The 13,071-nt window shown below is 61.0% G+C and carries 14 protein-coding genes and 1 rRNA gene; 9 read left to right on the top strand and 6 right to left on the bottom strand.

Translation table 11 applies throughout. From position 1 onward, the window contains the following. Positions 1-13: 13 nt before the first annotated feature. The 3 genes from BM132_RS15705 to BM132_RS15695 all read left to right on the top strand — a co-directional run bounded on the left by BM132_RS15705 (position 14) and on the right by BM132_RS15695 (position 4,024). Complete coding sequence (locus BM132_RS15705; RefSeq protein ID WP_092456583.1) at positions 14-1,147, top strand: cupin-like domain-containing protein; 1,134 nt, start codon at positions 14-16, stop codon at positions 1,145-1,147. Positions 1,148-1,407: 260 nt separating this feature from the next. Next, entirely contained in the window at positions 1,408-2,208 is an 801-nt protein-coding gene (locus BM132_RS15700; protein WP_092456580.1) for a glucose 1-dehydrogenase, read from the top strand. Beyond that, positions 2,201-4,024: a glycoside hydrolase family 15 protein gene (locus tag BM132_RS15695; protein ID WP_092456577.1), complete on the top strand. Its 1,824-nt coding sequence runs from the start codon at positions 2,201-2,203 to the stop codon at positions 4,022-4,024. The genes BM132_RS15700 and BM132_RS15695 overlap by 8 nt, the downstream gene beginning before the upstream one ends. A 187-nt stretch (positions 4,025-4,211) precedes the next feature. Here the strand turns inward: BM132_RS15695 and BM132_RS15690 are convergent, their stop codons facing one another. Both BM132_RS15690 and BM132_RS15685 read right to left on the bottom strand, forming a co-directional pair. After that, on the bottom strand, positions 4,212-4,580 hold the full coding sequence (locus tag BM132_RS15690; RefSeq protein ID WP_092456574.1) for a DUF6124 family protein: 369 nt from the start codon (positions 4,578-4,580) through the stop codon (positions 4,212-4,214). Positions 4,581-5,068: 488 nt separating this feature from the next. Continuing rightward, positions 5,069-5,437 (bottom strand): DUF6124 family protein, encoded by a 369-nt coding sequence (locus BM132_RS15685; protein WP_092456571.1) that lies wholly within the window; start codon positions 5,435-5,437, stop codon positions 5,069-5,071. 596 nt (positions 5,438-6,033) lie between these two features. Here BM132_RS15685 and BM132_RS15680 point away from each other — a divergent pair. Further along, a complete protein-coding gene (locus BM132_RS15680) occupies positions 6,034-6,411 on the top strand; it encodes a hypothetical protein (protein ID WP_092403154.1) in 378 nt (125 codons plus the stop codon). A 28-nt stretch (positions 6,412-6,439) separates the two neighbouring features. Beyond that, on the top strand, positions 6,440-7,342 hold the full coding sequence (locus BM132_RS15675) for an alpha/beta fold hydrolase (RefSeq protein WP_092456568.1): 903 nt from the start codon (positions 6,440-6,442) through the stop codon (positions 7,340-7,342). On the opposite strand, the gene BM132_RS15670 is transcribed toward BM132_RS15675, so the two are convergent. Next, complete coding sequence (locus tag BM132_RS15670) at positions 7,311-8,303, bottom strand: GlxA family transcriptional regulator (RefSeq protein WP_092456565.1); 993 nt, start codon at positions 8,301-8,303, stop codon at positions 7,311-7,313. The two genes, BM132_RS15675 and BM132_RS15670, sit on opposite strands and share 32 nt — an antisense overlap. A 98-nt stretch (positions 8,304-8,401) precedes the next feature. Here BM132_RS15670 and inhA point away from each other — a divergent pair, with 98 nt between their 5' ends. Next, positions 8,402-9,088: an isonitrile hydratase gene (inhA, locus tag BM132_RS15665; RefSeq protein WP_092456562.1), complete on the top strand. Its 687-nt coding sequence runs from the start codon at positions 8,402-8,404 to the stop codon at positions 9,086-9,088. Positions 9,089-9,097: 9 nt separating this feature from the next. Here the strand turns inward: inhA and BM132_RS15660 are convergent, their stop codons facing one another. Further along, entirely contained in the window at positions 9,098-9,835 is a 738-nt protein-coding gene (locus BM132_RS15660; RefSeq protein WP_092456559.1) for an SDR family oxidoreductase, read from the bottom strand. A 202-nt stretch (positions 9,836-10,037) separates the two neighbouring features. On the opposite strand from BM132_RS15660, the gene BM132_RS15655 reads away from it, so the two are divergent. Beyond that, positions 10,038-10,985 (top strand): AraC family transcriptional regulator, encoded by a 948-nt coding sequence (locus BM132_RS15655; protein WP_092456557.1) that lies wholly within the window; start codon positions 10,038-10,040, stop codon positions 10,983-10,985. Between the two features lie 180 nt (positions 10,986-11,165). Then, the gene (locus tag BM132_RS15650; RefSeq protein ID WP_092456554.1) at positions 11,166-11,450 is read left to right on the top strand and encodes a hypothetical protein; all 285 of its coding nucleotides are present in this window, start codon (positions 11,166-11,168) and stop codon (positions 11,448-11,450) included. Between the two features lie 252 nt (positions 11,451-11,702). On the opposite strand, the gene BM132_RS15645 is transcribed toward BM132_RS15650, so the two are convergent. Then, positions 11,703-12,161 (bottom strand): SRPBCC family protein, encoded by a 459-nt coding sequence (locus tag BM132_RS15645; RefSeq protein WP_092403140.1) that lies wholly within the window; start codon positions 12,159-12,161, stop codon positions 11,703-11,705. 122 nt (positions 12,162-12,283) lie between these two features. On the opposite strand from BM132_RS15645, the gene BM132_RS15640 reads away from it, so the two are divergent. Further along, entirely contained in the window at positions 12,284-12,685 is a 402-nt protein-coding gene (locus BM132_RS15640; protein ID WP_092456551.1) for a lysozyme inhibitor LprI family protein, read from the top strand. 102 nt (positions 12,686-12,787) lie between these two features. Here the strand turns inward: BM132_RS15640 and rrf are convergent. Next, positions 12,788-12,903, bottom strand: a 5S ribosomal RNA gene (gene rrf / locus BM132_RS15635). Positions 12,904-13,071: the final 168 nt, after the last annotated feature.

Below are 13,071 nucleotides of genomic sequence, written 5' to 3'. Positions count from 1 at the left end.
AAGAGTGACCGCCGTGGACCTGCAAACCATCCTGGGCAAACTGTTCGCCAACGCCGGCGCCGTTGGTATCGAAGGTGTTTTCCAATTCGTGTTCGGCCCCCAGCAGGCGTACTGGTCCGAGGTCAAGACCAGCAGCCGCACCCAGGCCGGTCGCCACAGCAGCCCCGACGTGACCATCGAAGTGGCGGAAAAAGACTTTCTTGGGATCATGGCCGGTATGGCCAATGTCGAGGAGCTGTTCGCCAGCGGACGCCTGAAGATCGGCGGCAACATGGGCCTGGCGACATTGTTGCCGCAGATCATCGAGCATGCCCGCCACGGCGGTGGCGCGGTGGAAAAAGTCGACATGAACAAGCGCTATCCCACCCCGCCGCGCTTCAGCGAAAAGCTCACTGCCAGCCTGCCGACCCAACGCAGCGTGGAACGTCGGCCGCGCAGCGAGCTGTCGGTGCAGGAGTTTCGCGCGCGCTACCTGCCTCACGGCATTCCGGTGGTGATCAGCGATGCCTTGCAGGACTGGCCGTTGTTCAAGCTCAGCCGCGAAGAATCCCTGGTGCATTTTGCCGAGCTGCAAGGCATCACCCGCCACGGCGATTACGTGAAGAAAACCTTCTCCACCGAGCGGGATTTTCGCTCAACGTCCATGGCCGATTTCATTGCTTCCCTGGACAGCCCGGCGGTCAAGGGCGCCGATGGCGAACCGCCGGCCTACATGGGCAACAACATTCTGCCGGCGCAGCTGATGGAGCAGATCAAGTACCCGGCCTACTTCGACCCGTCGCTGTTCATCCCCCCGCGCATCTGGATCGGCCCCAAAGGCACCCTGACGCCACTGCACCGCGACGACACCGACAATCTGTTCGCCCAGGTCTGGGGTCAGAAAACCTTCACCCTTGCCGCGCCCCATCACCGCGAAGCCCTCGGCACTTGGTCCACAGCGCCCCAAGGTGGTCTGGACGGTTGCGATTTCAACCCAGATGCGCCGGACTACCAGCGTTTCCCCCGCGCCCGTGATGTGACCTTCCTGCGGGTGACGTTGGAAGCCGGGGATCTGCTGTTCCTGCCCGAAGGCTGGTTCCATCAGGTGGAGTCGGTGTCCACTTCGTTGTCGGTGAATTTCTGGGTGAATTCGGGGCGGGGTTGGTGACGTTCGGGTGAGAGCGCATGCTCCCGCCGGGCTGTGTAGGAGCTGGCGAAGCCTGCGATCTTTTGATCTTTCACATGAAATCCAAGTGCCTGGGGAAAAGATCGCAGCCTCGCTTCGCTCGGCAGCTCCTACAGGTCCAACAGGCGCTTGCCCCCTTGGCGTCCGGCAGCCGTTGAAATGTGAAGACTGTTTTACCTAAATGAACTCCACGCACCTCATACCAGTCAGCAGGTAAGGCTCTCCATTCAAGGTGCTAGACCATGCAGATATCCCTCGACCGACAGGTTGCCCTGGTCACCGGCGCCAGTTCCGGCATTGGTGCGGGCTCGGCCAGGGCATTGGCGGCGGCCGGTGCCGCCGTGGTGCTCAACTACCACTCCAGCGCCGGCCCGGCCGAAGAACTAGCCCGCGAGATCAACGACAACGGCGGCCAGGCCATCGCTATCGGTGCCGATGTATCGAAAGAGCAAGACGTCGAACGGTTGTTCGCCCAGACCCTGGATGCGTTTGGCACGCTGGACATTCTGGTCGCCAACTCTGGCCTGCAAAAAGACGCCGCCGCCGTCGACATGAGCCTGGAGGATTGGAACACGGTGATCGGCGTCAACCTGACCGGTCAGTTCCTCTGCGCGCGCGCTGCACTGCGGATTTTCAACCAGCAGGGCATTCGCCAAGGCGTCTCCCGGGCCGCGGGCAAGATCATCCACATGAGCTCGGTGCATCAGCGCATCCCTTGGGCGGGTCACGCCAATTACGCCGCGTCCAAGGGCGGCGTCGATCTATTGATGCAGAGTCTCGCCCAGGAAACCAGCCACCAGCGCATCCGCATCAACGGCATCGCGCCCGGCGCGATCCGCACCGCCATCAACCGCGAGGCCACCGAGGGTGAGCAGGAGCAAAAACTGCTGGAGCTGATCCCTTACGGTCGTATTGGCGATGTGGAAGATGTCGCCAACGCGGTGGTCTGGCTGGCGTCGGACTTGTCCGATTATGTCGTGGGCACCACATTGTTCATCGATGGCGGGATGAGCCTTTATCCGGGGTTTCGCGGCAATGGCTAACGATCACGAACCACAAAGCCCTATCGAGAACCACGGCATCATCGGCGACATGCGCAGTGCTGCGCTGGTGAATGACCGAGGCAGCGTCGACTTTTTCTGCTGGCCGGAATTCGACAGCCCATCGATTTTCTGCTCGCTGCTGGACACCCCCGAAGCGGGCATCTTCCAGCTCGCCCCGGACCTGCCCCACGCCCGTCGCCAGCAGATCTACCTGCCTGATACCAACGTGCTGCAAACCCGCTGGCTGAGTGACGGTGCGGTGGTGGAGATCACCGACATGCTACCCATCAGCGACAGCGAGGATGATTTGCCGGTGCTGATGCGCAAAGTGCACATGACCGTCGGCCGAGCGACCTTTCGCATGCGCTGCGCGGTGCGCCACGACTATGCGCGAGCAGCGACCACTGCGCGCCGGGACGGTGATCACGTCCTCTTCGAAGCCGCGCAACAACCGACCCTGCGCTTGTGTTCCGATCAGGCCATGACGCTGAGCGGCAACGCGGCGCAGGCCGAGTTCACCCTGGAAGAGGGCCAGACTGCCGAGTTCCTGTTGGGCGGTATCGACGACCCACGACTTCAGGATGACGTCGGCGCCCTCTGCCTGGAACGAACCCTGGCGTTCTGGCGCGGCTGGATTGGCCAATCGAATTATCGCGGGCGCTGGCGCGAGGTGGTCAACCGCTCCGCCCTGGCGCTGAAACTGCTGACCTCGCGTAAACACGGCGCCATCCTCGCCGCCGCGACCTTCGGCCTGCCGGAAACCCGTGGCGGCGAGCGCAACTGGGATTACCGCTACACCTGGATCCGCGACGCTTCCTTCACCGTTTATGCGTTCATGCGCCTGGGCTTCGTTGAAGAAGCCAACGCCTACATGCGTTTTCTGCGGGGCCGGGTCAGCGACTGCTGCGATCAGCCGACCAAGCTCAACATCCTGTATGGCCTGGATGGCAGGCAGGAGCTGCCGGAAACCGAGTTGCCGCACCTGAGCGGCTTCGGCAATGCCCAGCCAGTGCGCATCGGCAACCTCGCCTACAAACAGGTGCAACTGGACATCTTTGGCGAGCTGATGGATGCGGTGTACCTGGTCAACAAGTACGGCGAAGCCATTTCCCATCAAGGCTGGAAGCACACCGTCAACGTGGTCGATCAGGTGTGCGAAATCTGGCAGGACAAAGACGTGGGCATCTGGGAAATGCGCGGCGACAAGCAACACTTCCTGCATTCGCGCCTGATGTGCTGGGTCGCCGTCGACCGTGCCATCCGCCTGGCCGAAAAACGCTCCCTGCCCGCCCCGTTCGCGCGCTGGGACCAGACCCGCCAGGCCATCTACGAAGACATCTGGACAAACTTCTGGAACGAGGACCGGCAGCATTTCGTCCAGCGCCTGGGCAGCACCGCTCTCGACGGTTCGATGTTGCTGATGCCCCTGGTGCGCTTCGTCAGCGCCCGCGACCCGCGCTGGCTTTCAACCCTTGATGCCATTGAAAAAGACCTGGTGCGCGACGGAATGGTGTACCGCTACCGCAACGACGACAGCCCCATCGACGGGCTTAGTGGCACCGAAGGTTCGTTTGTCGCCTGCTCGTTCTGGTACGTCGAATGCCTGGCACGCGCCGGCCGCGTGGAAAAAGCCCAGCTGGAGTTCGAGCAGTTGCTGCGCTACGCCAATCCACTGGGCTTATATGCCGAAGAGTTCGACAGCCACGGCTACCACCTGGGCAACACCCCCCAAGCCTTGAGCCACCTGGCACTGATCAGCGCCGCCAGTTTTCTGGACCGAAAATTGAGTGGGGACAAAACCCATTGGCAGCCGTGAGTTGTACTGGCTTGGTTTTAGGGTAAACCCATCCATCTGTGGCGAGGGGATTTATCCCCGCAGGGGTGCGAAGCGGCCCCGAAAACTGCCAACTCGGTATGTCGGGTGAATGGGGTTGGCCTCTGGAGGGGCTGCTACGCAGTCCAGCGGGGATAAATCCCCTCGCCACAGAGAACAGGTGCAATGACTATCGCGTAGGCTCAGCCAATTCGATGTCATCCAACGCACGATCGGCCAGCAACGTCCCCAGCTCAATCAACTGCTGAATCCCCAGCGCCACATGCCGCCGGGAGCCTTCCAGCTCGAATGCCAGGTCACTGACCATCGCATTGGCCGAAGCCAGGGTTTCGCTGAGGCTGGTCAACACGGATTCGGTGTTGAGGCCTGGGACCACTGAAAATACCTGGCCATGCTGGGTATCGGGTTTGGCTGAGGCCGGGGGAGACAAGTGAATGTTCAGCGCCCGGTCGGCGGCTTCGCGGAGCTTTTTTGTGTCGAGGGTGGTGTAGGCGGACAGGTTTTCGGCTTTTGGCGGGTTGGGGGTGATCTTGACCATGACGTGAAGCTCCATTCAAAAGAGGGAGTTCGCCCTTTCCGCGACCAAGCAGGAGGGTGGCGAACTGTACGCAGGTTGGTCGACCAGGGAATGGAAACCCGGCAGGGCCCGAAGCCCTCCCACGCACAGCCAGCCATAAAGCAGCTTGCCGCTCGCGCGGCACCGTGCGCCATTCTAAACCCGGGCGACCAAACCCGGTCGCTGATTTTGCAGCGACCGGCAAAGCCTAGCCCCGCCGCTTCCGAACCGACAACCGCCACGACTCGTCAGAAAATTCCGGTTCACCTGTTTTTTTGTAGGAACCCCATCCCCCTGTAGGAGCTGCCGAAGGCTGCGATCTCTTCCTTAGCGCTTGAGTCCCAAAATCAAGATCAAAGATCGCAGCCTTCGGCAGCTCCTACAGGGGTCGAATGGGGTTGGCCTCTGGAGGGGCTGCTACGCAGTCCAGCGGGGATAAATCCCCTCGCCACAGAGAACAGGTGCAATGACTACCGCGTAGGCTCTGCCAATTCGATGTCATCCAGCGCACGATCGGCCAGCAACGTACCCAGTTCAATCAACTGCAGAATCCCCAGCGCAACATGCCGCCGGGAGCCTTCCAGCTCGAATGCCAGGTCACTGACCATGGCGTTGGCCGAAGCCAGGGTTTCGCTGAGGCTGGTCAACACGGATTCGGTGTTGAGGCCTGGGACCACTGAAAATACCTGGCCATGCTGGGTATCGGGTTGGGTTGGGGTCGGGGGAGACAAGTGGATATTCAGCGCCCGGTCGGCGGCTTCGCGGAGCTTTTTTGTGTCGAGGGTGGTGTAGGCGGACAGGTTTTCGGCTTTTGGGGGGTTGGGGGTGATCTTGACCATTGTGAAGCTCCTGACTTGAAATTGAGCCCTCTCACCTCGTGACCAAACGAGGGGTGGTGGGCTATACGCAGGTTGGTCAACCGGGAAGTCAGGCACCCGGCGCACTCGAAAGTGCCCCGCGCACAGCCCACCGCAAAGCATACCGACAAGCACATAAAAAAGCGCCGACATGCTGAGGTTGGCGCGTGTGCGCCTGACATTGGACGGGTGACCAAACCCGGTCGCTGATTTTGCAGCGACCGGCAAAGCCTAGCCCCGCCGCTTCCGAACCGACAACCGCCACGACTCGTCAGAAAATTCCGGCTCACCTATTTTTTTGTAGGAACCCCATCCCCCTGTAGGAGCTGCCGAAGGCTGCGATCTCTTCCTTAGCGCTTGAGTCCCAAAATCAAGATCAAAAGATCGCAGCCTTCGGCAGCTCCTACAGGGTGTCATCAGCGGAAATAATCTGCTTGCCACAAAAAAGCATCACAGGCATCCCTCCCATTTATCGCCACGCCCCGCTACAGGTTGCCAGCCCCGCAAACCCCTCCTAAGATCGATGCACTCACGGGTGCAGCGGAGCTGCCCGATAAAACCCGATTCAAGGATCTGACATGACCCATGTAAAACGCTCTATCACCACCCCGCCCCGAACAGGCCTGACCCGGGAAGACCTCTGGGAAGGCCAGGACAAGGGCCTGATCAAGTGCTGGGAAATCGGCCGCGACCGGGCGCTGAAGTTTCCCGAGCTGGCGCAGCGTTGCCTGGCCGGTGAATTGCCGGTGCTCGGCTGGAAAGGCGGTGTCAGCCGCAGCCTGAAGAAAAACGAAAAGTTCGGCTGCCTCAAGTACCTCGCCCAATGGCAGGGCCTGCGCGGTGAAGATTTGGACATCGACCTGTCCCAGGACCGCACCCTGACCTGCTCCAGCACGAACATGATCGTGACCTTCACGCCGGATCGGAGCAAATACGTGAATCAGGAACCCGCATAACGGCAACCGAGCCGTGCAGGAGGCCGACATGAACCAGGCGCCCAGGATCAGCTTCGCGGTGACGCCTCTGCTGCGCATCGCCTACGAAGAGCACGGCCCCGCCAGCGGCGCCCCGGTCATTCTGCTGCACGGTTTCCCTTACGACCCCAGGGCCTTTGATGAAGTCGCTCCGGCCCTGGCTCAGCGCGGCTATTGGGTTATCGTGCCGTACCTGCGCGGCTACGGCCCGACCCGGTTCAATAACCCGAGCATCCTGCGCTCCGGCCAGCAAGCGGCGCTGGCCCAGGATCTGCTGGACCTGATGCAGGCACTCGCCATCCCCCAAGCAGCGTTATGCGGCTACGACTGGGGCGGGCGGGCCGCGTGTATCGTGGCGGCGCTGTGGCCCGAACGGGTTCGCTGCCTGGTGACTGGGGATGGCTACAACTTGCAGGACATTCCCCGATCGACTCAGCCACTGGCCCCTGAGACCGAGCACAGATTGTGGTACCAGTATTACTTCCACAGTGCCCGGGGCGTCGAAGGCCTGACCCAGAACCGGCGCGAACTGTGCCAGTTGCTCTGGCGCCTGTGGTCACCGACCTGGACGCGCGGCGCAGCGCTGTATCCACTCAGCGCCCCGTCCTTCGACAACCCGGATTTCGTCGAGGTGGTGATTCACTCCTACCGCCATCGCTTCATGTACGCACCGGGCGACCCGACGCTGGAGTGGATGGAGGAGCGACTGACCGCGCAACCGGCCATCAGCGTACCGAGCATCTCCCTGTGCGGTGCCGATGACGGCGTCGGACCTGCGCCTGAACACGACGAAGACGCCGAGCATTTCAGCGGTTTTTACCAGCGTCGAGTGCTGGCCGGCGTTGGCCACAACATTCCCCAGGAAGCCCCCCAGGCCACGCTCAGGGCATTGCTGGATCTGCTTGAAGGCTGACCGCGAAACGCTCGCGATACGCCTGAGGCGTCACGCCCATGGCCCGCAGGAAGCTGCGGCGCAGGGTTTCTTCGCTGCCAAAGCCGCACTGCACCGCGACCCGCTTGATCGGCAGTGCAGTGTCGGCCAGCAGCCGGCGGGCGGTTTCCACGCGAATCAGCTCCACCGCCCGCGCCGGCGTCTGGCCGGTGTCGGCGCGGTAGTGGCGCACGAAACTGCGCTCGCTCATCCCCGCCTCGGCCGCCAGATTCGGCAAGCCCAGGTCCTGGGTGAGGTTTTCCGCAATCCAGGCGTGCAGATCGTCAAAACGACTGCCCTGATTCTGCAGTGACAAGGTCACGCTGAACTGCGATTGACCGCCCGGACGCTTGAGGAACACCACCAGTTGCCGGGCGACTTCCAGGGCGATGGCGCGACCCAAATCGTCCTCCACCAGGGCCAACGCCAGGTCGATGCCGGCCGTAACGCCCGCCGAAGTCCAGACCGGGCCGTCGTTGATAAAAATCGGGTTGGGTTCGACCCGCAGTTGCGGATGTTGCCTGGCCAGTAGTTCACAACGGGTCCAGTGTGTGACCACTCGGCGTCCGTCCAGCCAACCGCTGGCGGCCAGCAGAAACGCCCCGGTGCACACCGACGCCACCCGGCGCGAACGCAGGCCATGGTCCCTGACCCAGGCCACCAGCGCCGTGTCCTGCGCCGCCTCGTACACCCCCCAACCGCCGGCGATGAGCAATGTGTCGCTGCCCTCGCTCGGCAGCGGCTCGGCTAGCAGCGCCAGCCCCGCCGACGACATCACCGCCCCGCCACCGGCAGCAATCACGGTCGGGGCGTAAGGCAACGGCAAGCCTTGCTGGCGTGCCAGGTCGTTGGCCGAAGCAAAGACCTGCAAAGGCCCGGTGACATCCAGCACCTGCACGTTGGCAAAGGCCAGTACATGAACGGTTTTCGGGGGATTTGGCATATTGGCGTAATTCGTGGGCTTATTGGCGTATACGCCAGAGCCTACGGGCCTAAAGTTAAACCGTCCACCTCTCAGGCATCACTTCAGGAGAAAGCGCCATGGCGTTGCAGATCGGTTTTCTGTTATTTCCCCAGGTTCAACAACTGGACCTCACCGGCCCTTATGACGTGCTCGCCTCGCTGCCAGACGTGAAGGTGCATCTGATCTGGAAAGACCTGGCCCCCGTCACCGCCAGCACCGGGCTGGTACTCCTACCGACCACCACGTTCGAGAAGTGCCCCAAGCTCGACGTGATCTGCATCCCAGGCGGCAGCGGCGTCGGGCCCTTGATGGAAGACGAGCAGACCTTGGCGTTCATCAAGCAACAGGCGGCCCACGCGCAGTACATCACCTCGGTGTGCACCGGTTCGCTGGTGCTGGGTGCGGCGGGCCTGTTGCGGGGTAAACGGGCCACCACCCATTGGGCCTATCACAGTCTGCTGCAAACCCTGGGCGCCACACCGGTCAAGGACCGCGTGGTACGCGACGGCAACTTGTTCACCGGGGGTGGCATCACCGCCGGGATCGATTTTGCCTTGACCCTGGCGGCCGAACTGTTCGACCAGGACACCGCCGAGCTGGTCCAGCTACAGCTTGAATACGCCCCGGCCCCGCCATTCAGCGCCGGCAGCCCGGACTCTGCGCCATCCCAAGTGCTGGCAGAAGCCAACCGACGCGCAGCAGAGTCGTTTCGAGTGCGCTCGCAGATTACTCAACGGGCAGCGGCGCGATTGGCACTGCAATAACGATTCCAGTCAGAACGGGCTGGCCGTCGGGCGCACCACCAGTTCGCTGACGTCCACATCGGCCGGCTGTTCAATGGCATAGGCAATCGCCCGGGCAATCGCCTCGGCGGGAATGGCGATCCGGCGAAACTCGCGCATCTCGGCGCGCCCGCCTTCATCGGAAATGCTTTCGGCCAACTCCGACTCGGTTACGCCAGGGGAAATCACCGTCACTCGCACGTCACCGCCGACCTCCTGGCGCAAACCCTCGGAAATCGCCCGCACAGCGAACTTGGTGGCGCAGTACACCGCCGCCGTCGGGCTGACGGTGTAGGCACCAATAGAAGCGATGTTGATAAATTGGCCACTGCGCTGGCGTTGCATCAAGGGCAAACCGGCGGCGATACCGTGGAGTACGCCACGAATGTTGACGTCAATCATGCGGTCCCATTCATCAACTTTCAGCGCCTCGAGTTTGGAGAGCGGCATGACCCCGGCGTTGTTGACGATCACATCGACCTTGCCGAATCGCTCGACAGCGAAGTCGATCAGGCTCTGGACATCATCACGGCGCGTCACGTCCACGGCTTTGCAAGCAGCCTGCTGGCCGTCGGCTTCAAGTTCCTGCACCAGCGCCTGCAAGCGATCGACGCGTCGTGCACCCAGCACCACTCGCGCGCCCCGGGCAGCCAGCAACCGTGCGGCGGCTTCGCCAATACCGCTGCTGGCGCCGGTGATAACCACAACTTTGTTTTGAATAGTGGACATGATGGTTTCCTCGTCTGGATGTATTGCCCCCCGGTGGGAGCGTTTTGACAGGTCCAGATTAGGGAGCAGATCCGTGTCTGGGTTAGCCGGATCCTCCTGCGCCCTTGCACGATCCTGTAGCGATAAAACCGCCTCTGGTCGCCGGGCGCACAATCGGCTTTACTAGCGCGGTCCACCCATTTGGCCAGGGAGATAGATCGGCATGTCGGTATCCACGTCCATCCACGTTGCGCCTGAGGACGGCGTCAACCCGCGCCGCACCGAACTGGCGGAACTGATGAAGCGCTTCGCCCCGGAATTCGGCGTTCATCCCACGGCCATCGAGGCCTTGCACCTGATCCGTAGCGACCAGCCCACAGAGGCCCTGCACACGATCCACAAGCCCGGTTTGTGCGTGATCGTCCAGGGCCGCAAAGAGGTTCGGCTGGCGGATGAATGCTACGTCTATGATTCGCTCAACTACCTGGTGGTATCGGTCACCCTGCCGCTGGCGGGTCAGGTGATCGAAGCCAGCCCCGAACGCCCCTACCTGTGCATTCGCCTGGATATCGACCCGGCTCAGATCTGCCGTCTGATCGCCGACGCCAGCCCCATTGGGGTACCGGCCCAACGGACCGGTCGAGGATTATTCCTGGACCGCATCGATGCGCCGCTGCTCGATGCGGTGTTGCGTTTACTACGGCTGTTGGATAGTCCGGACGATATCGCCACACTCGCGCCCTTGGCCCAACAGGAAATTTTCTACCGCCTGCTACGGGGTGCCCAGGGCCAGCGCTTGCACGAAATTGCTATCCCCGACACGCAAACCCACCGTATCAGTCGCGCAATCGAGTGGCTCAACAGCCATTATGCCGAGCCGCTGAGCATCGATAGCCTGGCACAAATGATCAATCTCAGCCCTTCGGCACTGCATCATCGCTTCAAAGCTGTGACTGCCATGAGCCCGCTGCAATACCAGAAACAGCTGCGCCTGCAGGAAGCCCGACGGCTGTTGCTGGCGGAGAATAGCGACGTTTCGTCAATCGGCTACAAAATGGGGTATGAAAGTCCCTCGCAGTTCAGCCGCGAATACAGCCGTCTATTCGGGGCCTCGCCGAGCAAGGACATCGCCCGGCTACGTGCCGAGGCCTTGCAGGTGAGTCGCGCCTGATCCTGCACACAAACAGGATCAGGCAAACCGAGGGCAGTATCCGTCTAACGGCGTCCCCCTCCTCGCCCCTACTCTGAACCCATGCAGCAAGACTACCGTCCGGGCTGCAACGGGTTCAGCAGATCGCGACATCTGAACGACCCGGCACTCAACCCCTTTGATATGACCGGAGTCATCGCCATGAAAACTTTCAGCTCCTTGATCGCCGTTACCACCTTCGTCCTGAGCGTCAGTGCCTTTGCCCTGCCGAGCCAGCAGCAGGACCGTTTCTTTACGCAAACGCTCGGATATCAGCAGCCTGTGGCCGCTGATGGTTCGGACCGCACACCTGGGCAGGCCCTGGCCGCTGATGGTTCGGACCGTACACCTGGGCAGGCCCTGGCCGCTGATGGTTCGGACCGTACACCTGGGCAGGCCCTTGCTGCTGATGGCTCGGACCGTACTATGGCGCAACGCCTGGCTTGATAGGTCGGCTTTTCTGCAGACGAAAAAAAACCCGCCGAGGCGGGTTTTTCCAAGACCATCACGACTCCCTGTCGATAGCCATCCTTGCAAGGTCGATCGTCCCTGATCCTGAAGCACTCCCTGTGCTTCAGTGGTTGAGTACAGATTACGCATCGGATCCAAAACGCAACAGACGATATAGCAACCATAGCGTGTAAGACATTCGCTATAGCCGCCCTTCCGTAAACCCTTAGAGTGCTCAAACACTGAGGATCAGGCCTTGGCCAGGAATGCTTCGATATTGACCATCTGCTCGTCCCAACCACGGCTGTCCATACGAAAAGCCTTAAGCCGACGCGCCTGCGGGATACCGTTAAAGCCCGACTCCACCACTTTGAGCAAGGTGCCGCCATCCATGTCTTCAAGTTCGAACTGAACCCTCGTTTCGGGTTCCTGAGAGTAGTCCACCTGCGGTTCAATGGCGTACGGATGCCAGCGAAACGAAAAAACCCGCTCCGGCTCGACTCGCTCCACCGCAACGTCCCAGATGAGGTGTTCATAGCCTGGATAGGTGATCTGCCCCTGGGTACGCTCGCCCGCGACAAATCGTCTACCCTCAAGCGCGACGCCGAACCATTGACCGAAGGCTTCAGCATTGGCCAAGGCCCGCCAGACCTGCGAGCGCGGCGCCTTGAGCAGAATTTTTCTTTCGATGCGATCAGATGAATGCATGAGTCACCTCCTGTGTTCAACACTAGGCCTGTAAGACCACGAGGCCAACCAGAAAGTTGTATCGAACCCGCGTTTGGGTACACTCCTTCGGCATTTGTAACCCCATCAGGGAGAGATCGACCATGTCCTCACGCTTGTTCCTAGGACTGACGCCGCTGCTTTTTGTCAGCGTCGTTCAAGCCAATGACTGCGCCAATGCTACCACCCAGGGAGCGATGAACCAGTGCGCAGCCCAAGAGCACAAAGCCGCTGACAACGAGCTGAACCAGCTGTACAAGCAGATCACTGCACGCCTGAAAGATGACCCGCAGGCCAAGCAGCTACTGGTCAAGGCACAGCGGGCCTGGATCAGCTTCCGTGACGCCGAATGCAATTTTTCTGCCTCCGGAGTCGAAGGGGGTAGCGTCTATCCGCTGGTCCACAGCAATTGCACCACAGCCGTAACCAAGGCCCGGGTCGAGACGCTCAAGACCTACCTCAAGTGCGAAGAAGGCGATCTGAGCTGCCCGGTCCCTGGGGCTTAACTGCCAGATGCAAAAAAGGATGACCTCTTCAGGTCATCTTTTTTTTTCGGCACAAAAACAAAACCCCTACCTGCATCAGCAGATAGGGGTTTCGGAATTTAATCTTGACGATGACCTACTCTCACATGGGGAAACCCCACACTACCATCGGCGATGCATCGTTTCACTGCTGAGTTCGGGATGGGATCAGGTGGTTCCAATGCTCTATGGTCGTCAAGAAATTCGGTAGCCAGCGCGTGCCTTGCGGTCACGTTCCAGCGAATGGGTATGCGATAGGTTTGTGTGTTGTGCGAACTTTCGGTTCATAGCGTCTTCACACACCGCAATCTGGTGCCCTTTGTGTATCGGGTCAACAAATTGCTTGGGTGTTATATGGTCAAGCCTCA

Source organism: Pseudomonas sp. NFACC45 (genome assembly GCF_900113505.1).
Lineage (GTDB): Bacteria > Pseudomonadota > Gammaproteobacteria > Pseudomonadales > Pseudomonadaceae > Aquipseudomonas > Aquipseudomonas tehranensis.
Note: the sequence above shows the minus strand (reverse complement) of the source record. Positions and strands in the feature narration are given on the sequence as shown.